The following is a 24598-nucleotide window of genomic DNA, read 5'->3' as shown; positions in this document are numbered from 1 at the left end:
GGGTGTGGCGATGGGCGGAGGCGACGACGGATGGGTGACGGAGAAGGCCGATGACGTGGTGAGCGCAGGGAGTCGTCAACCGCGGGCAGCCGACGGAACCACCGCACAACTCGGGGGAAGCTAGAACCAGGTGCCGGAAGGCCAGGTGAGATCGCCCCACGCCTGCCGGCGGGTGGAGCCGGGGTCGTCCTCGAGCCGCGGCGGCGTGGCCATGATCATGGTGGGGCGGGTGGCGGTGGAGTACGGCGTCCAAGGGACCTTGCCGTCGCGGACGAAAGAGCCCCACGCGGTGTGCATGGCGCGGGAGAGCTCGTTGGCGGCGGGGTCGCCGAAATCGCCGATGCCCCAAGCGAAAGCGACGTCGGTGCCGTGGGCGGCGGGAATGGCGCCGGGCAGGGTGCCGTCGAAGAGGTAGCGCCACGTCGGGGCGAAGGACGACTGGGCGTCGACGAGGCGGAGGGTGGGAATGCCGTAGCGCTCGTCGGTCATGACGGCGGCGAGATCATTGCCGTACACAGCCAAGATCTCCTTGGCGCGGGCCTCGCCGAAAGCTTGGGTGAGCACGCGGGGCGCGTGGGAGGCGGCTCGGGGATCCAAGCCGACGAAGGCACCGGACTCGTTCGTGGCGCTGGATGCAAGCAAAGCGACTTTCGTGGCGGAGCCGGCGGCGACCCGCCGTACGGGGAGGTCGGACAGCAGAGCGCCGTCGACGACCGGCCGCCACGTCCACACGCCGTAGAAAGGCGGCGACACGGCTTGCTGCGCGGCGAGCAACTCCCCTGCCGGCACAACGGGAATCAGCCGACGGGAGATGCCCAACCGGTCGACGGTGGCCCGCGCGACGTCAACGGTCGTGACGTGATCACCGCCGCCGCTCTGCGAGATGGCCCGCTGGAACAGCCCGGCCGCCGCCGGCACGGCCAACAACGTCGCGACGCTCTTGGCCCCGGCCGACACGCCGCCGACGGTCACCTGCCGCGGATCCCCACCGAAGGCCACGATGTTGTCCCGCACCCACCGCAGCGCGGCGATCTGGTCCAGCACCCCGCAGTTGGTGTCGTCGAGAAAACCGAAGGCCCCCAACCGATAGTTGAAGGTGACGACGACAACATCGTGGTTGCGCACGAACATCTCGCCATCGCCGATGCCGTCCGGCCCGGCGCCGGTCAGGTACCCGCCGCCGTGGATCCACACGAACACCGGCCGCGGCGCCGTCGAAGGGCGAGAAGGCGCGCATACGTTGACGTACAGGCAATCCTCGCTCATCCGCCGTGGATCGTCCACAGCGGACGGTCGCGGCCCGGGAACGGTCTCGGGCGGCAGCACGGGCTGCATGGCCCGGGCGCCGAACGTCGTCGCGTCCCGCACGCCGAACCACGGCGCCGCCGGCAGCGGCGGCCGGTGCCGGAGCGACCCCGTCGGCGGCTGCGCGTACGGGATGCCGCGCCACGCCACCGCCCCACCGAGATCGACGCCGCGGACCCGCCCGTTCCTGGTGGCGACGATCGCCATGCTCACTTCCCCTGCGTCCTACGGCCGTGCGACACCGAATAGACCTGGCCACGGAACCGCAGCACCGGGTCGTCGGACAGCTCGATGCCCGGCACCAGCCGGGTCGGGTCGAACATCCGCCGGTCCCACTTGGCCTGGTCCTCCACCGGCCCGGTGACCAGCAGCCGCCCGGCGGTGATCTCGGCGCGGTCGTTGGGCCACAGCACCGTGCAGTCGTCGGTGGGGTCGCCCGGCTCGGCGATCTGCACCTTCAGCTGGAACGCCACCGTGGTCGAGGCCAACCGGTCGGCCAGCTCGTCCGACAGGTAGGTCGGCGACTTCTCCGAGGCACGCTCGTCCGACAGCTGCTGCACGCCGGCCTCGGGTTCCCAGCGGTAGCGCACCGCCGTGCGGCGGCGCATCTTGTCCAGCCAGATGAAGGCATGTACCGCCCAGTAGCGAATCGTGGCGTAGCTCACCGGGATCGGCGTGTTCTTCACCGCGCGCAGGCCGCGCATCGCCTCCGCGTGCTCGGTGGCGTAGCGGCGGACCACCTCCGGGTCGGGCGAGCCGGTGAACATGTTCGGCTCGGCCGCCTCCAGGAAGTTGCGGAACGCCTGCGGGGTCGCCGCCACGAACACCGGCTGGCTGACCGACACCAGATCGGTGGCCACGCCGCCGGGCAGGTGGAAGGCCACCGACAGGCCGCGGGCCGAGCGCGTCCGGTCCCAGATGTAGGGATTTCCCGAGAAGTTGGAGAACCGCACGGTCGCCGGCACCGGGTCGCCCTGCAGGTGCGCCGCCGTGGTGTACTCGGCGGCCGCGCCCGTCGGCAGGAAGACCGCGCGGTAGCAGGAGCCCTTCGCGTGCGCCCGGCGGTAGCCGGGGTAGAGCCCGGACACCCATTCCAGCCGGTCGACGATGTCTACGGCCAACTGGGGGTGGGCGCCGTCGGGTGGCTGAACGGACATGTGCGAGATCCTGTTCGGCTCTGCGTCGGAGCGCCAGCCTAAGGCGCGGCCGTCTCGGTGCCAAGCTGAGTACCGTGTCGGGCATGGAAGGGCACCAGCCGCCGGGGCCTGAGGACCGCTTCGAGGACGACCTTGTCGGGTTGGACCGCGACGATCCCGAGGCCAGGGCCTTCGCCGAGCATCTCGACCGGATGGAACGCGTCCGCAACGGCTACACCGTGGAGGGCTATCTGGCCGGTGTCACCGATTTCGCCGAGTCGGCCAACCGGTCCAGGGGACACCGCCGGTTGATGGTGACCCTGGTGGTGGCGTTGATCCTGCTCGGCCTGGCCTTCGCCACCTGGAACCTACTGACGGTGGTCTTCGGCGTCATCATCCCCTGAAACTGTGTCCGGACAGACACCGCCGGGTTGACCCGGCGGGAGGATCATCGCCTTGACGAGCGTCCGCTTGGGACGCGAGGGGGCAGTGATGGTTCGCCGCAAGAGACTCCGGTTGCGCGGCATCGGTCGCAACCGGCCGGCCTGGGGCCGGCGGCAGGTTGTGGTCTGGACGACCGCGGCGTCAGTGGCGGTGTTGGGCTACCAGGCCGGGATGACCTGGTTGACCCTCGGATCGGACAAGGACGGCGTCTCGCAGGTCCTCGTCGCCGTGTGCGGCGCGCTGCTCGCGGTCGGGGCCGCCTGGTGGCTGGGGTCGCTCGAGCTGTCCGCCTTCCCGGTGGTGGCCGGCGCGGTGATGCTGGGCCTGGCCGGGCCGAACTACATCGACGACCAGGTGTTGGCCACCGCGGGCCACACCGTGCTGGCCACGGTCTCCGACGTGCAGGTGAGCCACGGCAAGAACGAGTACGTCTACACGGTCCGGTTCGACGGCATCCAGCGAGCCATGATCGTCCACAACCCGGATTCGCCGATCGTCGCGGGCAGCACGCTGCGCGTGGTGGCGGATCCGCTGGGGCGGGTGCCGACCGAAGAGCTGTCGGCGGTCGACCGGGTCGGGCCGCTGCCGATCGCGCTCGGCGGAGCACTCCTCATGATCGGCGGTTTCGCGCTGGCGGCGGGCGCGGACCAACCACACATCGGCGGCGGCTGGGAACACAGCTGGCCGTACCGGGTCGGCACCCGCCGACAGGAGCGCCGCCGGGCCCGACGCCGCTGACTACAGGGTGCCGTCCAGGTAGCGGCGCCTGATGGCGGCGCGGGTGGGGTGGCCGGACCAGCCGGCGGGCATGCGGCCGGACTCGACGAGGACGACGTCGCGGACGCCTACGTTGAAGCGCTTGGCGACGGCGGCGCGGACGGTGGAGACGATCTCCGTGAGGTCGAGGTCGGTGGGCGGGACGTGCTGGGAGCGTTCGGCGACGATGACGACGGCCTCGCCGAAGGACAGTGCGACCACGCGGTCGGGGCGGACGGCGGGGTGGGCGGCGCGGGCGACGAGCTCGACCTCATGGGGGTCGAGGCGACGGCCGTCGACGGTGAGCAGGTCCTCCTGCCGCCCGAGCACGAACAGCTCGCCCTCGTGCAGGAAGCCGAGATCGCCGGTACGCAACCACGACCGACCGTCCAAAGAGACCAGTGGCTGCCGGACGGCGACGGCGGGCCCGGCAATCCAGATCTCGCCGACCATGCCGTCGGGCAGCGGCCAGCTGGCCCCGGGATCGACGACGAGCACGGAGCAGTCGACGGGCAGGCCGCTGGACACCAGCAGCGACGACCGCCCGTCGGTACGCAGCACGGCCTTGCCGGCGGCCAACTGCTCCCGGTCGACGGTGATCCGCCGCGGCGGCGCGCCGGCCGGCGTCACGGTCACGGGACCGACGGCCCCGAGCGCGGTGTAGCAGGTACGCAGGGACTGCGGCGGCAGCCCGCACTGCCCGAAGACGTCGATGGCCACCCGCACGGTACTGGCGTTGATCGCCTCGCCACCGTCCAACATGGTGCTGACCTGCGACAACCGTAGCCACGAGCGGTCCTGCTCGGTGGTACGCGATGCGCAGTAGGCCAGCGCGAAGTCGGGGGCGGCGGTGATGACGTCCTGCCCGGACGCCAACGCCTGCAACCAGCGGCGCGGCTGCTCAAGTACCGAGGACTGCTCCAGCAACACTGCCCGCAGCCGCCCGACCAGCGGCGCGGCGACGGCGAGCACGAAGCCCAGGTCGTAGCACAGGGGCAGCCAGTTCACGGTCACCGAGCGGCCTGTCACGGCCCGGAACGCCGTCACCGCGCGCTGCCCCGCGGCGGCCAGGTCGCCGTGGCTGAGCGGCGTGCCGTACGGATCGGCGCCGGGGTCGACGGGGTAGCGCAGCATCGCGATGTCACGCGGCACGGCCGGGTAGCGGGCCAGCTCGTCGTCGGGCATGGCGTCCACGAGGACCACGGGCGCGTCGAAGACCGCCTGCACCCGCGGCTTGGCGGCGCTCGTCGTGAGCACGGCCGTGGCCAGGCAGTCGGACAGCACGGCGCTCACGTGTGCCGGCTGGTCGTCGAGGTCGGCCAGGTCGATGGGCACGGCGACCACGCCGGCCCACATGGCGGCCAGCAGGGCCACGACGTCGTCCACGCCCTGCGGCGCGAGCACCACGACGCGGCTGCCCGGGCCGGCGACGCGTCGCAGCGCGGCGGCGGTGGACGCGACCCGGCGGTGCAGCGAACCCCAGGTCGCGGTGACCGACAGCCCGTCGAGGCTGGTGCTGTGGTCGACGTAGGTGATGGCGGCGTCGTCGGAGTTGCTCGCGGCCCAGGCGGCGAGGTGGTCGGTGAGCACGGTTCCTCCAAACGCGAGGGGACCCCGTCAGACACCTAGTGTCCGACGGGGTCCCCGAAGCGCAACAGGCTTAACCGATCGTGTAGCTGTACGGAACGCCGGCCAGCTCGTCACCGCTGAGCAGCACGCCGTTGAAGTTGTCCACGTACAGCACGCCGCTCACCTTCGTGCCCTTCGCCCCGGTCGGGGTGATGGTCACGCTGATGGTGGCGCTCTGACCGGGGGCCAGCTGCACCGGCGCGAAGTTGCCGTCGGTGTCCACGCTGAACCGCCACAGGTCGCCGGTGGTGCTGGTGACCGTGCGGTCGAAGTCCTGCGCGTGCACCTGCGCCGCCAGCGACGCCGAGCCGCTGACCTCGGCGTTCTCCGGGCCGACCGGGGTGGCCACGGCGAGCCACTGGCCCTGGGTGACCTCCGGCGCGGCAGTGCTGCCGGTGGCCGAGTTGCCCCGCGGCGTGCCGCGGATCTCCGACACGCCGCTGAAGCCGGACGCGTCGAAGTCGGCCGGCAGCGTCGCGTTCTGCTGGATGGTCAGCGAGCGCGACTCGGTCGGCACCAGCCAGGCCGTCCCGGTGGCCGTGGCCGGCTGCGGGAACGTCTGGTTGGCCGAGGTGCCGCCCAGCACGACCAGCGTCTGGTCGGACTCGGTGGTCAGGCGCGGGTCGACGAACACCGACTCCGGGGCGACGCCGTTGTTGCGCACCTTCACCTGCACGGTGATCGGCTTGCCGGCCGCGACCTTGCCGCTGGGCAGGCCGGTGACCGACGCGTCGACCACGTTGAACTTGAGGTGCCCGGTGAACGGCTGGGACAGCGCCGTGCCGCTGACGCCCTGGTTGACGTTGATCACCAGTTCCCAGCGGCCCTTCTCCGGGGCGTGCACGTAGCCCTGCATGGACTTGGTGCGGACCACGCCACCGGCGCCCTGCTGCTGGTTCGTCGACAGCGACACGACCTCGCCGCTGGGCGACTTGAGCGCCGCGTAGACGACCTGGTTGGGGTCGCCGCCGAGGCTGACGTCGATGCCGAAGTCCTTCTTGCCGGCCGGCACGTCGAACCAGTACGTCTGGGTCTGCGCCGGCGCGAAGTCACGGCCGTTGCCGCCGACGATGGTGCCGCTGAACGCGCCGCCGTTGGCCGTCGTGATCAGGCTGCGCAGCGTGAACGGCACCGAGGACACGCCGCCGAGCGGGGTGTCCAGCTCGACCGCGGCCGACAGGTCGCCGGGCTGGTCCGGCGTCTTGGCGGTGACGTGGAAGGTGCCGGACTGGCCGGGCTTGAGGGTCAGCGTCTTCGGGCTGACCGAGCCGAAGTCCACGTACTTGGTGCTGGTGAACTGGTAGGCCACGTTGCCCTTGAACCCGGTCGCGCCCTTGGTCACGTAGAACACCGCGGTCCAGGTGCCCGGGGCCGGGTAGTGCACGTCGACCCGGCCGTGGTTGGACTGGGCGCCGCTGTTCTGCGGGCGGGAGTCGGACTGGTAGACGCCGTTGGGGTCGATCAGCGCCATCCGGACCGTCGCGCTCTGCGACGGGTTGCCCGGCCAGGCCAGGCTGCCCTGGAGGTGGTCGGCGCCGAACGGCACCTGGAACGTCGTCTTGGCGTACACGCGGGTGGCGCTGGTGCCGTCGATGAACGTCGGCGCGGTGGCCGAGGTGGCGTCCAGGGCGATGCTGCTGGTCGTGTCGGCCAGCGTCTTGCCCAGCACGCGGCCGTGCGCGGACACGGTCTGGGTGTTGGGGCTGGTGTTGGTGATGGTCAGCGGCTCGGTGACCGAGCTGCCCGGCTTGGCCACGGCGGTGAGCTGCGTGTCGCCGCCGGTCGTGGTGGCCAGCAGGCCCGCGCCCTGGGCCGAGGGCTTGCCGTTGCCGTCCTGGATGGACATGGCGGCCCGCACCGCGGCGTAGGTGTTCATCTCGCCCGCGCCCTGCTCGTCGGCCGGGTGGCCGAGGTCGGTGGCGGTGCTGGTGAGGATCTGCTTGACCAGCTGCGGGCTCGGCTTGGCGCCGTTGTGCGTGTTCTTGTACGCCTGGATGACCAGCGCGGCGCCGCCGGCGATGAACGGCGCGGCCTCGCTGGTGCCGCCGAACGTGCGGATGGCGGACGGGCGGCCCTGCTCATTGGTGCAGCCGGCGAAACGCGGGTCGGCGTCGCACACCGACCAGCCGGACTCGCCCGGCGCGACCAGGTCCGGCACGCGGCCGAGGTCGTCGATTCCGCCGGAGGACAGCGAGGACATGTTGTCGTTGGCCCAGGTCTTGGCGAAGGTGCGGGCGCCCCGCTCGCCGGTCTGGGCGTACAGCCGGTAGTTGGTGACGGAGCCGGCGGAGATCACGTGCGGGTCGACCGCCGGGGTGCCGATGGTGCCGCTGGGGCCGGCGTCGCCGGTGGAGGCGACCACGGTGACGCCCGCGGCGACGGCGGCGTCGTTGGCCAGCGCGACCGGGTCCACGCCGTCGGCCGGGAACGGGTTGCCGCCAAGCGACTCGTTGATCACGTCGACGTTGTCGTTGTTCACGGCGTAGTCGATGGCCTGCAACACGATCGAGTTGGTGACCAGCTCGGCGCTGCCGAAGATGTTCAGGCCGACCAGGCTGGCGCCGGGCGCGATGCCGCGCACGGTGACGTTGCAGCCCTTGGGCAGCGGGTGCGCGGCGGCGACCACAGTGGACAGATCGTAGGTCACGCGGCCCTGCGCGGCGATGGAGCTGGCGTCACCGAACGCCTCCTCACCGCTCTGCGGCCCGTTCGGGTCGGTGCCGGAGAAGTCCTGGTAGTCGGTGAAGACGTGGCTGCCGTCGGCCCGGATGAAGTCGGGGTTGTTCGGGTCCATGCCGTCGGCGATCCACGCCACGCTGACGCCCTTGCCGTCCACGATGTTCTGCGCCTGCGGCACGCTCGGGTTGGTGAAGGCGGTGTGCGTGGTCTGTAGCGCCTCGGGCTCCAACACCGGCTTGCCCGGGTCGGTCGGGCACGCGCCCGCGGCGAGCGGCTGGTCCGGCGGCGGCGTGGCCTGGATCTGCTGCTTCTGGGCCGTGCTCAGGGGTTTCACGGCCCGGGTGCGGTCAGGCACGACGGCGGCGACGTTCGGGTCGGCGGCCAGCTTGGCCGACTCGGCGTCGGTCACCTTGGCCGAGAAGCCGTTGAGCACGTCGAACGCCTTCACGTTCTGCGCGCCGACCTGCTTGGCCTGGTTGACCAGCGGCGCCTGCTCCTGGCCGACGGTCTGCTGGCGTTGGCTGCGCTGGGCCTTCGGTGATAACTCGGGATGTTGGTTCTTCAACACCACGATCACCGACTGCTTGCTCCCCTGGGCCAAAGCCTGGTCGGCGGCGGCCGCGGTGGCGGCCAGCGCGTTCGGGCCGGTCGCGGCGAGCATGCCGGTGACCGTGGCCACGACGAGCACCAGTCTTCGGCGTTGTTGGCGGACCATCCGCGCACACCTCATTCCGGGCGACTCCATAACGGACCGCCGGAGCCTATGCGCGTTTCCCGCCAGCACAGGACGCCCGATCGTCCCTAGTTTTCGCACTAATGCGAATTACCGGACAGAACGCCACTGTAACTGTTAACAGCAATCTCAGAATACACCCGCTTGGCGACTGGAGTTGACGCCGGCATCGGCGTAAAAGCCGCATGAACCGCCGTCGATCACCAACGGGAACCGTTCAGACGCGTACGGTAGCACGGCAGTCGGACTCCCTTGGGCCGGCGGGCGTAAGAGATCGGTAACGTGGTCGGGTGCGCGCGGGCAGTAACCTTGCCCCATGGTCACGTTGGTCGTCGTCGGGTTTCTGGCCGGGGTGATCACCAGCCTCTCCCCCTGTGTGCTGCCGGTGCTGCCGGTCGTGCTCACCTCGGGCGGGCCGCAGCGCCGCAAGGGGCGGCCGTACCTGGTCATCGCCGGGCTGGTGCTGAGTTTCGCGCTGTCCACGCTGTTCGGCTCGCTGGTGTTGAGCGCGCTCGGGCTGCCCCAGACGCTGCTGCGCGACGCCGGCATCGCCGTGCTCGTGCTGATCGGCGTCGGCCTGATCTGGCCGCGGTTCGGCGATCTGCTGGAACGCCCGTTCGCCCGGCTCAGCGGCCGTCCGGTCAATCCGAACGGCAACGGAATCGTGCTCGGTCTCGGCCTCGGGCTGCTATTCGTGCCGTGTGCCGGGCCGGTGCTGGCGACGATCGCCGTGATCGGCGCGAATCACACGTTCAGTGCCGGCGCGCTGGCCCTGACCGCCGCATTCGCCATCGGCTGCGGTGTGCCGCTGCTCGTTCTCGCGGTGGCCGGTGACGCCATCACCCGGCGCCTGTCGGCCATTCGGACGCGAGCCCGTGGATTTCGCCTCGTCAGCGGCGTCGTGATGCTGGTCGTGGCCGTGGCAATCGCATTCAACCTCACCGACGGATTGCAGACGGCCGTCCCGGGATATACCAGCGCGTTGCAGCAATCGGTCGAGGGCGACGCCCAGGCCCAGGGTGAACTGCACAAGCTCAACGGCAGCCCCGACAACACCTCCCCCTCCACCGCCGCGCCGGGCGTGAACTGCCAGCCCGGCGGCCAGACCCTGAAGGACTGCGGCAGGGCGCCCGAGCTGACCGGCATCAGCGACTGGATCAACTCCAAGCCGCTCACCCTGGCCGGGCTGCACGGCAAGGTGGTGCTGATCGACTTCTGGACGTACAGCTGTATCAACTGCCTGCGCACCCTGCCCCACGTCGAGTCCTGGTACCAGGCCTATCACCAGGCCGGTCTGGAGATCATCGGCGTGCACACCCCGGAGTTCGCCTTCGAGCACGACGTCGCCAACATCACCGCGCAGTCCAAGACGCTCGGCGTGAAGTACCCCGTGGCCGTCGACAACGGTTACGGCACCTGGAACGCCTACAGCAACCAGTACTGGCCGGCCGAGTACCTGATCGACGCCGGCGGCACGGTTCGGCACGTGAACTTCGGCGAGGGCGACTACAGCGGCACCGAGCAGCTCATCCGCCAGCTGCTGACCAGCGCTTCGTCCACTGTGGACCTTCCCGCCGAGACCGAGGTCGCCGACACCACGCCGGCCGAGCAGCAGACCCCCGAGACCTACCTCGGCTCGCAGTACGCCCCGCTGCACGCCAGCGGCCCAATTCCCAATGGTGGCAACAACAATCAGCTGTTCCAGTTCCCTTCGGCCGTGCAGCCGGACACCTTCGCGCTGGCCGGCGCGTGGCGCGGCGGCCCCGAGTCCCTGACCTCCGGCCCCGACGCCCAGCTCCAACTCAGCTACCAGGCCCGGGACGTGTACCTCGTGCTGGGCGGATCCGGCACTGTCACCGTGCAGATGGACGGCAAGACGACCAAGACCATCGACGTGTCCGGTGTGCCGAAGCTGTACACGCTCGTGAACAACGGGCCGTACCAGCGCTCGACAATGACCCTGGCCTTCACACCGGGCGTCGAGGCCTACGACTTCACGTTCGGGTAGCGCGAGTCCCCCGGTCGCCGCACTATCGCCCCCGTTTGCCGTATTGCCTTGTCCCGCCTGGGAAAACGCGCTCACACCTTCCGGTGACGGGTTGTTGTGCTCGCCTCGCGCCGCCCCGACACTGGGGCCGTGAGGACCGCGTCCCATGACGATCCCGCATGGGGGCGGCTGCCCCGATGAGGAGATGTCATGGCCGATGTCGGGCTGACTTCCCTGCTGGTCGCCGCCGCCCGGGCGCAGGAGGCCACCCGTCCCGATTCCTTGGCCCAGGACCAGTTCGCCCGCCTTTTCGTCGGGGCGGCGGGCGTTTCATGGCCCGCCGTCTGGTCCGACGACCTCGACTCCCGCCCGCTGTGGGGCCGGCTCGGCCGCTACTTCGGCCTTCGTACCCGCTTGGTCGATGACTTCGTCATCGGCACTCCGCAGACCGTCCTGCTCGGCGCCGGCCTCGACACCCGCGCCTTCCGCCTGCGCTGGCCCGCCGACTCCCACGTCTTCGAGGTCGACCGCCCGGCCGTCCTCGACTTCAAGCACGAGGTGTTGGCCTCCGTCGGGGCCCTCCCCGTCGTCCGGCGCACCCCCATCCCCGTGGACCTCCGCGGCAACTGGTCCGCCGCCCTCGTCGACGCCGGCTTCCGTCCCGGTCTGCCCACCACCTGGGTTGCCGAGGGTGTGCTGCTCACCCTCTCCCCTTCGCTCGTACGCACCGTCAGCACCCTCTCCGAGCCCGGCAGCCGCCTCTTCCACGAGATCGTCGCGACGCCCGCCGTTGCCGGCCCCCTCTACGCCGAGACCTTGGCCGAGACCGGCATCGACCTCCTCGCCCTGTTCGCCGACCACGTCCCCCGCGACTCCGCCGCCTTGCTCGCTTCGCTGGGCTGGTCCGTCTCCGTACACACCTGCTTCGACTTCACCACCCGCTACGGCGCCGGCCCCCTCCCCGTGCCCGCCGACCCCCTCGCCGGCAACCGCTGGGTGATCGCCACGGCGTGAGGATTCAGCCGGTCGGGTCGTAGCGGCGGATCTCCTGGGTGGCGGCGACGAGGTGGTGGGGGTTGGGGACGGCGGCCTGGACGAGGAGGTTGCCGAGGGCCGTGGCCTCGACGGGGCCGGCGAGGACGGGGAGACGGCAGGCGTCGGCGGTGAGCTGGCAGAGCAGGGAGTTGCGGGAACCGCCGCCAACCAGGTGGACGACGTCGATCTCCTTGCCTGAGAGGCGCTGGGCGTCGAGGAGGGTGGAGCGGTAGGCGGAGGCGAGACTGTCGAGGATGCAGCGGACGATCTCGGGCGGGTCAACGGGTATCGGCTGACCGGAATCGCGGCAGGCGGCGATGATGCGGGCGGGCATGTCGCCGGGGGGAAGGAACTCGGGGGCGTTGGGGTCGATGATCGAGCGGCGAGGCAGGGAGGCAGCAGCGCGGAGCAGAGGATCCCGGTCGACGCCCCAGACGCGGAGGGACTCCTCGAGGAGCCACAGGCCCATGACGTTGCGGAGGAAACGGACGGTGCCGCCGACGCCGGCCTCGTTGGTGAAGTTGGCGGCGAGACTGTCAGCGGTGAGGACGGGACGGTCCAGCTCGACGCCGACGAGAGACCAAGTGCCGCAGGAGATGTAGCCGAAGCGGTCGGTCGAAGCGGGAATGGCGTGTACGGCGGAGGCGGTGTCGTGGGAGCCGACGGTGACGAGGTTGCCGCCGATGGGAGAACCCGGCTGGCGCAGCGGAGGAAAGATGGAGGTGGGGAGACCGAGGCGGGAGAGCAAACCGGTGGCCCACTGTCCGGTGTGGACATCGAGCAGCTGGGTGGTGGAGGCATTGGTGTGCTCGGCCCCGAGCTCGCCGGTGAGCCAGTAGGCGACGAGGTCGGGGATGAGCAGGAGGTGGGAAGCCCGCTGTGCCAAAGGATCGGCCACGAGCTGGAACAAGGTGTTGATGGGCAGGATCTGGATGCCGGTGAGGCCGTAGAGCTCATGAGCCGGGACAACGCCAAGGACCTGATCGACAATGCCGTCGGTACGGGAATCGCGGTAGCAGACGGGATCGGCGAGCAGTTCGCCGGAAGAGTCGAGCAGGCCGTAGTCGACGGCCCAAGAATCGATGCCTACGCTGCGAACGTCCAAGCCCCGCAAGCCATCCTCCACGGAACGACGAAGCAGGGCAGCGTCCCAACGCAGAGCGCCGTCGCGGACGGTGGGACGGTAGGAGAAGCGGGAAACCTCCTGCAAGGACAAGGTGTCGGCCTCGACGCGACCGAGCATGACACGGCCGCTGGACGCGCCGAGGTCGACGGCGGCGTAGGAAGTCATCGCAGGAAGGCGGCGGCGACGCCGGCGTCCACGGGCACGTGCAGACCGGTGGTGCGGGACAGCTCGCCGGCAGTGAGCACGAAGATAGCGGCGGCGACGTGCTCGGGCAGAACCTCGGCCTTGAGCAGCGTCCGCTGCGCGTAATACTCCCCCAGCTTCTCCTCGGGCACCCCGTACACGGCCGCCCGCTGCGCGCCCCAGCCAGACGAGAAGATGCCGGAACCACGGACGACGGCATCGGGATTGACGCCGTTGACGCGAATGCCGTGCGCCGCGAGTTCGGCGGCGAGCAGACGGACCTGATGCGCCTGGTCGGCCTTGGCCGAGCCGTAGGCAACGTTGTTGGGCCCGGCGAACACGGCGTTCTTGCTGACCACGTAGACGATGTCGCCGCCGATGCCCTGGGCGATCATGACGCGAGCGGCGGCGCGGGACACCAGGAACGAGCCACGGGCCATCACGTCGTGCTGACGGTCCCAATCCTCGTCGGTGGTGTCCACCAACGCCTTCGACACCGACAGCCCGGCATTGTTGACCACCAGGTCGATGCCGCCGAAAGCCAGACAGGCAGCGGAGATGGCGGAGTCGACAGCGTCCGAAGAGGACACATCGACGGCAACGGCGACGGCCGAGGAGCCGATCTCCTTGGCCACGGACTCGGCGGCGGCCAGGTCGCGATCGGCGACCGCGACGCATGCGCCTTCAGCAGCCAACCGCAAAGCGGTTGCACGGCCGATACCCGAGCCGCCGCCGGTGACAATGGCGACCCGCCCGGCCAACGCCCGAGGCTTGGGCCGCCGACGCAGCTTCGCCTCCTCCAGGTCCCAATACTCGATCCGGAACTTCTCGCTCTCCGGAATCGGCGCATACCGGGACACGGACTCGGCCCCGCGCATCACGTTGATGGCGTTGACGTAGAACTCCCCGGCCACCCGGGCAGTCTGCTCGTCGGCACCGAAGGAGAACATGCCAACACCAGGCACCAACACGATCGCCGGGTCGGCGCCGCGCATCGCCGGCGAGCCTTCGACAGCGTGCCGGGAGTAATAGGCCCGGTAGTCCTCACGGTACTCGTGGTGCAGCATCCGCAGACGCTCCACAACGGACTCAATGGGAGCGTCGGCCGCGGTGTCGACGAACAGCGGCCGAACCTTGGTGCGCAGGAAGTGATCCGGGCACGAGGTCCCCAGTGCCGCCAGCGCCGGAGCCTTCGCCCCGACAAGAAACTCCACCACCTCAGGGGAATCGGTGAAGTGCCCGACCTGACGGTGATCGGTCGACGCCAGCCCGCGGATCACCGGGGCCAACGCGGCCGCACGAGCGCGCCGATCACCATCCGCAAGCGCTCGCCGCCCTCGACAACCGCGCCGAACGGCGCCGAAGACCCTCGCGCGTCGAGGAACTCCTGCGCCCGGCGGATGATCTCCAACGAATGTGCCTGGCATTCCTCGGAGGTCGAACCCCAGGCGGTGATGCCGTGCCCGCCGAGGATCACGCCGATCGCCGCCGGCTGGGCCCGTCGAATGGCGGCGATGTCCAGGCCCAGCTGGAAACCCGGCCGCCGCCAGTCCACCCACGCCACCCGGTCGCCGAAGCACTCCCGGGTCAACGCCGGCCCATCGGCGGCCGTCGCCAACGCGATCCCGGCATCGGGGTGCAGGTGGTCGACATGGGCGGCGTCGACCAGCCCGTGCATGGCGGTGTCGATGGACGGCGCGGCCCCGCCACGCCCGTGCAGGCAGAAGTCGAACGCGGCGACCATCTCGTCCTCGCGCTCCACCCCCGGATACACGTCCACCAAGGCACGCAACCGATCCAGCCGCAGCACCGCCAAACCCGACGAGGTCAGGGTGCCCAGATCGCCGCCGGAACCCTTGACCCACATCAGTTCCACGTCGCCGCCGGTCACCGGATCCCGGTCCACCGCCTTGCACGACGCGTTGCCACCGGCGAAGTTCGTATTCCGCCGGTCCGCGCCGAGAGCGTGCGCCCGGTCCAGCAACGAGGAAACAGCGGGATTCACGCGCCCCATCCCATCGCCGAGCCGCCCACCCGCTCGGCCTCGATCTTCTCCTGATAGCCCGACCGGCGATAGGCCCCGATCGGATCCGGGTCGAGCCCGTCCTCGGCCCGAAGCTCGGCCAGCAGCGGCCGGACGTCGGTGTTGTAGGCGTCCATCAGCACCGCGTTGGCCGCCAACACATCGCCGGCCGCCTGCGCGGCAGCCAACGCCTCCTGGTCGACCAGCAGCGCCTTGGCCGTGGCCTCCTGCACGTTGAGCACGGACCGGATCATCGCCGGCACCTTGGCCTCGATGTTGTGGCACTGGTCGAGCATGAACGCCACCCCGGCCTCGGGCGCCAACGCGTCCGCGGCCACGATCTCGTGCATGATCCGGAACAGCTGGAACGGATCCGCCGCCCCGACCATCAGGTCGTCGTCGGCGTAGAACCGGCTGTTGAAGTGGAAACCGCCGAGCTTGCCGGCCCGCCGCAGCACCGCCACGATGAACTCGATGTTGGTGCCGGGCGCGTGGTGTCCGGTGTCCACCAGAACCTGCGCCTGGGGCCCCAGGTTCACGCAGTGCGCGAACGAGGTGCCCCAGTCCGGCAGGTCCATGGTGTAGAAGCTGGGCTCGAACAGCTTGTACTCCACCAGCATCCGCATGTCGCCGGGCAGCTGACCGTACACTTCGGACAGTGCGTCGGCCAGCCGGTCCTGCCGGGCCCGGATCGAGTCCTGGCCGGGATAGTTGGTGCCGTCGGCGAACCACAGCGAGAGGATCGACGACCCCGTCCGAATGCCGATGTCGACGCACTCCAGGAGATGGTCGATCGCCTTGCGGCGGATCTTGGGATCGGGGTTGCAGACGCTGCCCAGCCGGTAGTCGTCCTCCTGGAACACGTTGGGGTTGATGGCCCCGACAGCAATGCCGTGATCGGTGGCGAACCGGGCCAGCGCCGGATAGTCGTCGACGCGGTCCCATGGGATGTGCAGGGCGATGCTCGGCGCGACGCCGGTCAGCTCGTGCACCTTGGCCGCGTCGGCGATCTTCTCCTGCGGCGTGCGCGGCACGCCCGCCTGGGCGTAGACCTTGAACCGGGTGCCCGAGTTGCCGTACGCCCACGACGGCGTCTCGATCCGGTGCCTGCGCAGCTGCGCCTTCACGCCTTCCACGGCCGGTCTCCTTCAGCTGAGCGGGTCAGAAGTTGTACTTGTCCACGTTGTCCTTGGTGAACGTCAGCGGCGGGCCCAGCACCACCTCGCCGTTCGCCCCGACGGTGTACTCCCCGAGCTCACCGGCCTTGAACTTCTCGCCCTGCTTGCCGGTGATCTGGCCGGAGGCCAGCGCGACCGCGGCATAGGTGGCCAGCGCGCCCAGCTGCGCCGGGTCCCACAGCGCGATCGAGCCGACCGTGCCGTCCTGGAGGAACTTGCGCATCTGGTTGGGCGTGCCGAGCCCGGTCAGCGCGACCTTTCCCTTGTACGACGAGGAGTCCAGGTAGCGCGCGGCCGCGGCCACGCCGACCGTGGTCGGCGAGATGATGCCCTTGAGGTCGGGGTGGGCCTGGAGGAGACCCTGCGTCTTCTGGAACGAGGTCTGGTCGTCGTCGTTGCCGTAGGCGATCTCGTCCAGCGTGATCTTGGCGTACGCCGGCTTGGCCAGCTCCTGCTTCATGATCGCGATCCAGGCGTTCTGGTTGGTCGCGTTGGCCGTGGCCGACAGGATGGCGATCTCGCCGGCGCCGCCGATCGCGTCGGAGATCAGCTTCACCTGGCCGGCGGCGATCTCCTGGGACGAGGCCTGGTTGATGAACACGTCACGGGCGTCGGGGGCGGCGTCCGAGTCGAAGGTCACGACCTTCATGCCCTGCTTGCGGGCAGCCTTGAGTGCCGGCGCGACGGCATTGCTGTCGTTGGCGGCCAACAGAAGCGCGTTCTGGCCCTGTTGCGCGGCGGTGTTGATGTAGGTGACCTGGGAAGACGCGTCGGCGCTGGACGGCCCGGTGGCCTTGAGCTGCTCGCCCAGCGCGGCCGCGGCCTTCTCGGCGCCGCCCTGCGCGACCGTGAAGTAGGGATTGTTGACCTGCTTGGGCAGGAACGTGATCTTCAGATCCTTGGCCGTCGGCGCATTCGGATCGGCGGCGCCGGAGGTCGGCCCGGCGCCGCTGTCGCCGCCCGAGTTGTTCTTGGTGGTGCCGCCGCAGCCGGCCAGCAGCAGTGCGGCGGCGACGATGGCGATCATCCGCTTCATGGTGTGCCTCTCGTCGGGCGATGGGTGACGGCCGGCGCGAACACGCTGGCCAGCAACAGGATTCCGGTCACGAGCGTGACGACCTCGGTGGCGACGTCGTCGAGGATGAGCGCGTCGGTCAGGCCGCCGAGCACGAGCGTGGCCAGCACGACACCGCCGATCGTGCCGCGGCCGCCGAAGATGGACACGCCGCCGAGCAGCACCGCGGTCACCACCTCCAGCTCCAGCCCGGTGCCGTTGTCGGCCCGGGCACTGGCGAACCGCAGCGTGTAGACGATGCCGGCGAGCGCGGCGACCGCGCCCGTCAGCACGAACAGGATGAACTTGGTCCGCTTGACCCGGATGCCGGAGAACCGCGCCGCTTCCTCGTTGGCGCCGATGGCGAACACCGCGCGGCCGAAGGTGGTGGCGTGCAACAGCAGTCCGAAGACCACGGCCAGCACGACAAAAAGCACTATGGGGTACGGAATCCAGGTTCCCGGCACCGGTGTGGTGCCGAACTGTGTGTAGCTGTCGGGGAAATCGGCGACGGCCTTGTCCCCCAACACCACGAAGGCCAGACCCCGGTACAGGGCCAGCGACCCGATGGTCACGGCCAGCGACGGCAGGCCGAGCTTGGTCACCAGAAACCCGTTGACCGCACCGCACACCGCGCCGACGACGATCACGAACGGCAGGATCGCCTCCAGCGGCCAGCCGTCGTTCCACAGCACGCCGATCAGGGCGCTGGACAGCCCCAGCACCGACGCCACCGACAGGTCGATCTCGGCCGCCACGATCACCAGCGTCAACGGCAGCGCGATCAGCGCCATCACCGCGAGGTCGCTGCCCACGTTGAACGCGCCGCGATCGGTGAGGAAGCTGCCGCCCGTCGCGGCCGAACCGCCGACGACCACCAGCACCAGCAGCACGAAGAGGGCGCTTTCCCAGCGCAGCAAGGTCTTCACGCGCTGACTCCCCTCGACTGCCGGCGCAGCCGCGCGGCCACGCGCAGCGCGACCGACCGGTCCAGCGCGATCGCGGCGATCAGCAGAGCGCCGGTGATCGCCTGCTGCCAGAACTGCGCGATGTGCACGACCTCCAGCGCGCTTCCGATGGTGGACAACAACAAGGCCCCGAGCGCCGCCCCGACGACCGTGCCGCTGCCGCCGAAGATCGCGACGCCGCCGACCACGACCGCGGAGATCACCTGCAACTCCAGGCCGGTGCCGACCGTCGCGTCGACCGTGCCGTAACGGGCCACTGCCAACACGCCGGCCAGCCCGGCGACCGTGCCGGACATCAGGAAAGTCGTGAACACCCTGCGCCCCACGGGAATGCCGACCAACACCGCCGCCTCCGGGTTGGAGCCGATGGCGTACAGCTCGCGGCCGCTGCGGTAACTGCCCAGGTGCAGCGCGGCGACGGCCAGCACGAGCACCGTGATGATCACCAGGTACGGCAGGCCGAGCACGCTGCCGCTGCCCAGCGCCAGGAACCCGTCCGGCAGGTTGGCCGCGTTGATCTGCCGGCCCTGCGCCCACATGAAGTCCAGCCCGCGGAACACGCTCAGCGTGCCCAGCGTGACGACCAGGCTCGGCACCCGGCCCAGTCCGACCAGAACCCCGTTGAGCAGCCCACACAGCGCGCCGACCACCAGGCCCACCACGATGGCCAGCACCGGGTTGACCGCGAACGTGTCGGCCGTGACGAAGGCCGACAGCCCGAGCACCGAGCCGACCGACAGGTCCACGTTGCGGGTGATCACGACCATCGTCTGGCCGACGGTCAGCAGCGCGACCAGGCAGGCGTTCAGCAGCAGGTCCCGAATCCCCTGCCCGCTCAGGAACAGCGTGTTCACGAGAGCGGTCACGGCGACGACAACGGCCAGCGCGATGAGAATGCCGAGCTCACGGATCATCCGGCCGCCACCCCCGTCGCCGCCAGCACGACCCGCTCCTCGTCGGCCTCGGCCCGGCCGAACTCGGCCACCAGCCGGCCTTCCCGCACGACCAGCACCCGGTCGGCCATGCCCAGCACCTCCGGCAGCTCGGACGAGATCATCAGGATCGCCACCCCCTGCGCCGCCAGCTCGGACAGCAGCCGATGCACCTCGGCCTTGGCGCCGACGTCGATACCGCGGGTCGGCTCGTCCACGATCAACACCTGTGGCTGCCGGGCCAACCACTTGGCCAGCACCACCTTCTGCTGGTTGCCGCCGGACAGCACGCCGACCGGGTCGCTGAGCCGGGCGAAGGTCAGCCGGAGCCGGACGGCCCAGTCGCGGGCCAGCGCCCGCTCGGCCGAGCGGCGGATGAAGCCGAAGCGGGACAACCGGTTCAGCGAGGCCAGGGCGGTGTTGCGCTCGATCGACGCCGCCAGCACGAGCCCTTGTTGCCGCCGGTCCTCGGGCACGAACCCGATGCCGGCGGCCATCGCCGCGCCGGGCGAGCCGGCACGGATCCGCTTACCCCGCAGCAGGACCTCGCCCGCGTCGGCCCGGTCGACGCCGAACACGGCACGGGCGATCTCGCTGCGTCCGGCCCCGACCAGCCCGGCCAGCGCCACGATCTCCCCGGCGCGGACCGCGAACGTGACGTCCGTGAACACGCCTTCCCGGGTCAGCCTGCGTACCGACAACACGGTCTCACCGGCGACGACGTCCTGCTTGGGGAACAGCGCAGCCAGCTCGCGGCCGACCATCAGCCGCACGACCCCGTCCGGCGTCTGCTCGTCCAGCGGACCCGACCAGACGAAGCCGCCGTCACGCAGCACGGTCGCGTCCTGGCACAGCTCGAAGACCTCGTCGATGCGGTGCGACACGAACAGCACCGCCGCGCCGTGCTCCCGCAGCGCACCGACCACGCCGAACAGCCGCGCCACCTCGGCGCCGGACAGCGCCGCCGTCGGCTCGTCCATGACGATCACGCGGGCGTCGGAGCTGAGGGCCTTGGCGATCTCCACCAGCTGCTGGTCGGCGATGGACAGGCCACGGGCCGGCCGGCGCGGGTCGATGTCCACGCCCAGCCGCTCGAACAGCCGCTCGGCCTGCTCGCGCATGGCGGCGGTGTCGACCATGCCGCCGCGCCGGGTCGGATGCCGCCCCATGGCGACGTTCTCGGCCACGGACAGGTCGCCGAACAGCGTCGGCTCCTGGTAGATGACGGCCACGCCGGCGGCCTTGGCGTCGGCCGGCGAGGCGAACCGGGCCGGCGCGCCGTCCAGCAGCAGCCGACCGGCATCCGGCCGGTGCACGCCGGCCAGCACCTTGATCAGGGTGGACTTGCCGGCGCCGTTCTCGCCCAGCAGCGCGTGGGCCCGACCCGGGACGAGCGTCAGCGACACCTCGCGCAGGGCCTGCACCGCGCCGAAGGACTTGCTCACCTCCGCCAGGTCGATCCGCACCCACGCCTCCTAAATCGTTTCAATTTGCCGCCCCGTGGAGCGTGCCGTTTCCACCCGATGGTGTCAAGTATCACCATCGCGACCAGGCAATCTGCTGTTTGAAACGATTTAGTACCCGATCAGGAGAGAACGCTGCCTTTTCGCGAGGGCGGGGCGTTCGACCGGTTCGACGGCGTGATCACGTCGAAGGACGCCGCGCCCGAGCCGATGCGATGGCCGCGGGCGCGCGGCTTGCGGGACCCTTGAAGGGCTCCCGCTGTCCATCGCGCGGGGCCGGCAGCACCGGAATCGGGGGCGCGCGGTGCTTGTGGCTACCGGGCGCGGTCCCGGCGGGCTACGGGCCGTCGAGGTGGGCGCGATGAACGTGGTCTCCGGTGACCGGAGAGCGGGTGTTGGCCGGAACGCGCAGGCCGGTCGGGCGGTTGGCCGGCGACCTGCTCGCGTTCGGCGCGCTCCGGGCACTGGGCCCGGAGGACTCGGTGCCGTCGGGTGCGACGACATCGACATGGCGGCGGTAGCCGCAGTGCCCCTCACTTTCGCGCGGGAGCACGTCCGTCATCACGTGGCGTCCCGCCCCGAGCTGGTGGCCGGGGAAGGTCGGCTGGCGGTTCGGTTACTCGAAGCCGCGCATGATGAGTGGCTCGTAGCCGTCCTCACGGTCGGCGTCCCAGACCAGGCTCTGCTGCGGCAGCTCCTGACCGTCGCCTTCCTCCTCGCCCCAGTTCCAGCTCCAGGTGCGAGGGCTGTCGTCGATGTCCAGTCGTCCCATGGGTTCTCACTCCCCAGATCTCATGTCGTTCCGGCTTCCCTCAGTGTCTCCACTTCGCTGTGGCCAATATCACTCTGCCTGAGCGCAACCTTGGACTCAACCAAGTTTAGGGATCTTACGTTCGGTTTATAGGGGTTCTCTAGGAGGTTAGCCATACCTAACCTCCGTTCAGGTGACAGTCCCGCCGCTCCGCCAGATCTTGGTGTATCGGAGTGACGGCGCGGTCATGTGACATATCGAATCCGCAGGTCACACGGTTACATCCGGGCTCGCCGGGCGAAGACCGCGGATCAGTCGGACGTACGTCTCAACCAGTCGGTCAGTCGCCGAGGTGGGACCGATCCAGAGGTGCTTGCGCCCGAGCCGCGAGTAGGGGTGGGCGCGGCGATCGGCGTGCTCGTCGGCGCCGACCGGCGGAAGGGCGATCCCGGTAGGGTCGCCGCCAGGGGGAACCGAGGCACGCAAGCATAACGGCAGTTTTCCGCCGTGTCGTGTCCTCCCCCACTGACATCTAGTGCCTGGGGGATGCATGTCAGCAGTCACCGACCTCGCCGACAACCTCTTCGACCTGCTGATCGAGCGGTTCCCGTTCGCCGCGAGCTTCATGGGCATACCCGGACACGACGACCGGCTCACCGACTTCGGCACGGCCGCCGAGCAGCGCTTCCTCGCCGCCGTCACGGCCATCGCCGACCAGGCCCGGGCCGTGCCGGACGAGGGGCTGAGCCCGTCCGACCGGCTCACCAAGCGGACCATCGTGCACGAGGCCTCGGGGATGGCGGCCCAGATCGAGGGCCGCTACGTCGAGTTCACGGTCAGCAACCTGATGCTGACGCCGGTGGCCGGAATGCTCACGTCGCTGCTCGACGTGCCGCTGAGCGAGGACTTCCCGCGGCGGCTGGCCGCGGTGCCGTCCGTGCTGGAGACCATCGCGCAGCGGCAGCGGGCCGGGCTGGCCGACGGGCTGACCCCGGTGGCGCATCTCGTGCAGCAGGCCATCGACTACCTCGATCAGACCTCTATGGACGCTTTCATCCGGTCGGAAGCGTGCCGCGTGGTCGTCATGGAGCAGGTGGCGCCGGCGATCAAGGCGTACCGGGATTTCCTCGCCGCCGAGATGCTGCCGCGCGGCCGCGACACCTCGAACGCCGGGCTGTGTTGGCTGCCCGGTGGCGACGAGCGCTACGCGGCCCTCGCCCGTCAGCACACCACCACCGCGTTGACGCCCGACGAGCTGCACCAGATCGGGCTGGACGTGATCGACGGGCTCGCCCGTGAATACGTCGACCTGGGGACGGCTGTGTTCGGGGTTGGCGACCTCCAGGAGATCTTCCGTCGGCTGCGGGACGACCCGTCGCTGCGGTGGTCCACGGCGGAGGAGATGGTCGCCGCCGCCGAGGTCGCCGTGCATCGGGCCGAGGCCGCCGCACCAGCTTGGTTCCGGCGGCTGCCGGCCACGGCGTGCGCCGTGATGCCGTATCCGCCGTCCGTGCCGGCTTCGACGCCGCCGGCCTACCGGCACGGCTCCCTCGACGGCTCGCGGCCCGGCACGTACTACGTCAACACCGCGGTGCCCGAGGAGTCCGTGCGATACAAGAACGAGGTCACTTCGTTCCACGAAGCCGTGCCCGGGCACCACTTCGAGGTGACCAACGCCGAGTCGCGCACCGAGCTGCCCATGCTGCGGCGCACCGGCTCCGTCACCGCGTACCGCGAGGGTTGGGCGCTGTACTCGGAGCGGCTGGCCGACGAGATGGGCCTGTACTCCGACGACCTGTCCCGGCTCGGCATGCTGATGATGGACTCCACCCGGGCCGGCCGGCTCGTCGCCGACACCGGCCTGCACGCCAAGGGCTGGTCGCGGCAGCAGGCCATGGACTACCTGCTGGCCAACACCCCGATGGCACCCCACCACGTGGTGTCCGAAGTGGACCGTTACCTGGCCGCTCCCGGGCAGGCGTTGGCGTACATGGTGGGGCGCTTGGAGATCCAGCGGCTGCGCCGGGACGCCGAGGCCCGGCTCGGCTCGAGGTTCGACATCCGTGACTTCCACGAGGCCGTGCTCGGCGAGGGCCCGGTGCCGCTGTCCGTGCTGGCCGAGCTCATCGAGGAGTGGGTGGCATCGGTGTGATGCGTTCGGCCGCCAGTTCCGACCGGACGACCTCCAGCAGGCGCGCCACCCAGTGCCGGCCGTTCGGGCCCCAGAATCCGGAGAATGCGTATTCGTTCGACACCAGGGTGGCGTCCCCTGTGGACAGTAGGACCTTGGCCAGCTGCGGGTGTTGTCGGTACTTCGCCCGCAGCAGGCCGGTCATCACCGCCAGCCGAGCGTCGGCCCAGCCTGGGCGCCGAGGCACGGCTTCGGCCAGCTTCTGCGCCTGGTAAGGGTTTTCGGCTTCCGCGATCAGCTGGCGCTGCTCGTCGTCAGAGGTGCTCAGCGCCCAGTACGCGTGGATCACGGTCGGATAGGTGGCGTCGCCGACCGTGATCGGCGCGGGGAACTTGTTCTGCAGCACCTCGAATCCCGGATCTGTGGGCCATCCCTTCGGGTAGACCGTGCCGCGGATCGTGATCGTCGACCGTTCCGAGGTGTCCGGACCATCCGCCGGCACCTTGGTCTCGTACGTCTCCTTGATCTGGCGCTGTTGGGCGAAGTAGGCGATGGCGTGCTGCCGTGCCTCTTCACCTTGATCGAAGGCCAGCGCTTGCAGCGGCCGGTCCTTGCGGTCCATGTCCCCCAGGGCGTACATCCTCAGGTGCTCCGGGATCGCTTGGTACGCCTCGGTTATCCGCTTCCGGTTCTCCTCCGTCGGCTCGGCCAGGTACTCGTCCACCGTGGCCAGGCAGCGTTTCGTCGAGTCCGGCCGACCCGCCAGCGTGTCGATCTCGTCCGCCACCTCGCCGATCAGCCCGTCCGCGTCCACCCAGCCGCCGGGTTCGGACATCGTCCAGTGCCCGACGTGCAGGGCCGAGGCCTGCGCGCCGTCCGGCAGCACCGTCGCCACCCAGCCCTTGCGGACCTTGTCCGCGAACTCCTCCAGGGTGCAGTGGCCCCAGCAGTCGACCATGCCGTCCGCGTAGATCCTCAGGTTGGTCAGGAAGTAGCGGCCGCCGTTGTTGATGAACGCCGGCCGCATCACCCCCTCGATCCGCTGGCCGTCCACAACCCGGTACGTCTTGTCGAAGCTCCCCACG

At 70.1% G+C, this 24598-nt stretch carries 18 protein-coding genes and 1 pseudogene; 6 read left to right on the top strand and 13 right to left on the bottom strand.

Annotated features, from left to right (window positions below; all coding sequences use genetic code 11):
- Positions 1-120 precede the first annotated feature (120 nt).
- Together M3Q35_RS02445 and M3Q35_RS02440 are read right to left on the bottom strand one after the other, a co-directional pair.
- Positions 121-1512 (bottom strand): carboxylesterase/lipase family protein, encoded by a 1392-nt coding sequence (locus M3Q35_RS02445; protein ID WP_273939926.1) that lies wholly within the window; start codon positions 1510-1512, stop codon positions 121-123.
- 2 nt (positions 1513-1514) lie between these two features.
- Entirely contained in the window at positions 1515-2462 is a 948-nt protein-coding gene (locus M3Q35_RS02440; protein ID WP_273939925.1) for a catalase family peroxidase, read from the bottom strand.
- 83 nt (positions 2463-2545) lie between these two features.
- Between M3Q35_RS02440 and M3Q35_RS02435 the strand changes: the two genes are divergently transcribed.
- On the top strand, positions 2546-2845 hold the full coding sequence (locus M3Q35_RS02435) for a hypothetical protein (protein ID WP_273939924.1): 300 nt from the start codon (positions 2546-2548) through the stop codon (positions 2843-2845).
- Positions 2846-2933: 88 nt separating this feature from the next.
- Entirely contained in the window at positions 2934-3623 is a 690-nt protein-coding gene (locus M3Q35_RS02430; RefSeq protein WP_273939923.1) for a hypothetical protein, read from the top strand.
- Here the strand turns inward: M3Q35_RS02430 and M3Q35_RS02425 are convergent, their stop codons facing one another.
- Both M3Q35_RS02425 and M3Q35_RS02420 read right to left on the bottom strand, forming a co-directional pair.
- Positions 3624-5231, bottom strand: coding sequence for an AMP-binding protein (locus M3Q35_RS02425; RefSeq protein ID WP_273939921.1), 1608 nt, complete (start codon positions 5229-5231; stop codon positions 3624-3626). It lies immediately after the preceding gene.
- A 70-nt stretch (positions 5232-5301) separates the two neighbouring features.
- Entirely contained in the window at positions 5302-8664 is a 3363-nt protein-coding gene (locus M3Q35_RS02420) for a S8 family serine peptidase (protein WP_273939919.1), read from the bottom strand.
- A gap of 334 nt (positions 8665-8998) precedes the next feature.
- Here M3Q35_RS02420 and M3Q35_RS02415 point away from each other — a divergent pair, with 334 nt between their 5' ends.
- Both M3Q35_RS02415 and M3Q35_RS02410 read left to right on the top strand, forming a co-directional pair.
- Positions 8999-10690, top strand: coding sequence for a cytochrome c biogenesis protein DipZ (locus tag M3Q35_RS02415; protein WP_273939918.1), 1692 nt, complete (start codon positions 8999-9001; stop codon positions 10688-10690).
- 189 nt (positions 10691-10879) lie between these two features.
- Positions 10880-11683 (top strand): SAM-dependent methyltransferase, encoded by an 804-nt coding sequence (locus tag M3Q35_RS02410; RefSeq protein ID WP_273939916.1) that lies wholly within the window; start codon positions 10880-10882, stop codon positions 11681-11683.
- A 4-nt stretch (positions 11684-11687) separates the two neighbouring features.
- On the opposite strand, the gene M3Q35_RS02405 is transcribed toward M3Q35_RS02410, so the two are convergent.
- From M3Q35_RS02405 to M3Q35_RS02375, 7 genes and pseudogenes are all read right to left on the bottom strand, one after another.
- The gene (locus M3Q35_RS02405) at positions 11688-12995 is read right to left on the bottom strand and encodes a rhamnulokinase (RefSeq protein WP_273939915.1); all 1308 of its coding nucleotides are present in this window, start codon (positions 12993-12995) and stop codon (positions 11688-11690) included.
- Positions 12992-15027: pseudogene (locus M3Q35_RS02400) on the bottom strand (bifunctional aldolase/short-chain dehydrogenase). The gene M3Q35_RS02405 and the pseudogene M3Q35_RS02400 overlap by 4 nt, the downstream one beginning before the upstream one ends.
- Positions 15015-16163, bottom strand: coding sequence for an L-rhamnose isomerase (rhaI, locus tag M3Q35_RS02395; protein ID WP_273944235.1), 1149 nt, complete (start codon positions 16161-16163; stop codon positions 15015-15017). The pseudogene M3Q35_RS02400 and the gene rhaI overlap by 13 nt, the downstream one beginning before the upstream one ends.
- A gap of 34 nt (positions 16164-16197) precedes the next feature.
- Positions 16198-17241, bottom strand: a complete 1044-nt coding sequence (rhaS, locus tag M3Q35_RS02390) for a rhamnose ABC transporter substrate-binding protein (RefSeq protein ID WP_273939914.1) — start codon at positions 17239-17241, stop codon at positions 16198-16200.
- Between the two features lie 5 nt (positions 17242-17246).
- Positions 17247-18197: an ABC transporter permease gene (locus tag M3Q35_RS02385; protein WP_273939913.1), complete on the bottom strand. Its 951-nt coding sequence runs from the start codon at positions 18195-18197 to the stop codon at positions 17247-17249.
- Positions 18194-19150, bottom strand: a complete 957-nt coding sequence (locus M3Q35_RS02380; RefSeq protein ID WP_273939912.1) for an ABC transporter permease — start codon at positions 19148-19150, stop codon at positions 18194-18196. The genes M3Q35_RS02385 and M3Q35_RS02380 overlap by 4 nt, the downstream gene beginning before the upstream one ends.
- Entirely contained in the window at positions 19147-20634 is a 1488-nt protein-coding gene (locus tag M3Q35_RS02375; protein WP_273939911.1) for a sugar ABC transporter ATP-binding protein, read from the bottom strand. The genes M3Q35_RS02380 and M3Q35_RS02375 overlap by 4 nt, the downstream gene beginning before the upstream one ends.
- Positions 20635-21008: 374 nt before the next feature.
- Between M3Q35_RS02375 and M3Q35_RS02370 the strand changes: the two genes are divergently transcribed.
- A complete protein-coding gene (locus M3Q35_RS02370) occupies positions 21009-21152 on the top strand; it encodes a hypothetical protein (RefSeq protein WP_273939910.1) in 144 nt (47 codons plus the stop codon).
- 95 nt (positions 21153-21247) lie between these two features.
- Here M3Q35_RS02370 and M3Q35_RS02365 read toward each other — a convergent pair whose 3' ends face one another.
- Positions 21248-21403, bottom strand: a complete 156-nt coding sequence (locus M3Q35_RS02365) for a hypothetical protein (protein WP_273939909.1) — start codon at positions 21401-21403, stop codon at positions 21248-21250.
- Positions 21404-21932: 529 nt separating this feature from the next.
- Between M3Q35_RS02365 and M3Q35_RS02360 the strand changes: the two genes are divergently transcribed.
- The gene (locus M3Q35_RS02360) at positions 21933-23534 is read left to right on the top strand and encodes a DUF885 domain-containing protein (protein ID WP_273939908.1); all 1602 of its coding nucleotides are present in this window, start codon (positions 21933-21935) and stop codon (positions 23532-23534) included.
- Here the strand turns inward: M3Q35_RS02360 and M3Q35_RS02355 are convergent.
- A complete protein-coding gene (locus tag M3Q35_RS02355) occupies positions 23506-24597 on the bottom strand; it encodes an NADAR family protein (protein WP_273939907.1) in 1092 nt (363 codons plus the stop codon). The genes M3Q35_RS02360 and M3Q35_RS02355 overlap by 29 nt on opposite strands.
- Between the last annotated feature and the right edge of the window lies 1 nt (position 24598).

Source organism: Kutzneria chonburiensis, from assembly GCF_028622115.1.
Lineage (GTDB): Bacteria > Actinomycetota > Actinomycetes > Mycobacteriales > Pseudonocardiaceae > Kutzneria > Kutzneria chonburiensis.
The sequence above is the reverse complement of the archived record's forward strand: the minus strand, read 5'-3'. Positions and strand labels throughout refer to the sequence as shown.

What these genes read in the sequence shown, in the direction of transcription:
- M3Q35_RS02445 (WP_273939926.1), bottom strand. Translation starts at nt 1,512, where the DNA reads ATGGCGATCGTCGCCACCAGGAACGGGCGGGTCCGCGGCGTCGATCTC.
- M3Q35_RS02440 (WP_273939925.1), bottom strand. Translation starts at nt 2,462, where the DNA reads ATGTCCGTTCAGCCACCCGACGGCGCCCACCCCCAGTTGGCCGTAGAC.
- M3Q35_RS02435 (WP_273939924.1), top strand. Translation starts at nt 2,546, where the DNA reads ATGGAAGGGCACCAGCCGCCGGGGCCTGAGGACCGCTTCGAGGACGAC.
- M3Q35_RS02430 (WP_273939923.1), top strand. Translation starts at nt 2,934, where the DNA reads ATGGTTCGCCGCAAGAGACTCCGGTTGCGCGGCATCGGTCGCAACCGG.
- M3Q35_RS02420 (WP_273939919.1), bottom strand. Translation starts at nt 8,664, where the DNA reads ATGGTCCGCCAACAACGCCGAAGACTGGTGCTCGTCGTGGCCACGGTC.
- M3Q35_RS02415 (WP_273939918.1), top strand. Translation starts at nt 8,999, where the DNA reads ATGGTCACGTTGGTCGTCGTCGGGTTTCTGGCCGGGGTGATCACCAGC.
- M3Q35_RS02410 (WP_273939916.1), top strand. Translation starts at nt 10,880, where the DNA reads ATGGCCGATGTCGGGCTGACTTCCCTGCTGGTCGCCGCCGCCCGGGCG.
- M3Q35_RS02405 (WP_273939915.1), bottom strand. Translation starts at nt 12,995, where the DNA reads ATGACTTCCTACGCCGCCGTCGACCTCGGCGCGTCCAGCGGCCGTGTC.
- rhaS (WP_273939914.1), bottom strand. Translation starts at nt 17,241, where the DNA reads ATGATCGCCATCGTCGCCGCCGCACTGCTGCTGGCCGGCTGCGGCGGC.
- M3Q35_RS02380 (WP_273939912.1), bottom strand. Translation starts at nt 19,150, where the DNA reads ATGATCCGTGAGCTCGGCATTCTCATCGCGCTGGCCGTTGTCGTCGCC.
- M3Q35_RS02365 (WP_273939909.1), bottom strand. Translation starts at nt 21,403, where the DNA reads ATGGGACGACTGGACATCGACGACAGCCCTCGCACCTGGAGCTGGAAC.
- M3Q35_RS02360 (WP_273939908.1), top strand. Translation starts at nt 21,933, where the DNA reads ATGTCAGCAGTCACCGACCTCGCCGACAACCTCTTCGACCTGCTGATC.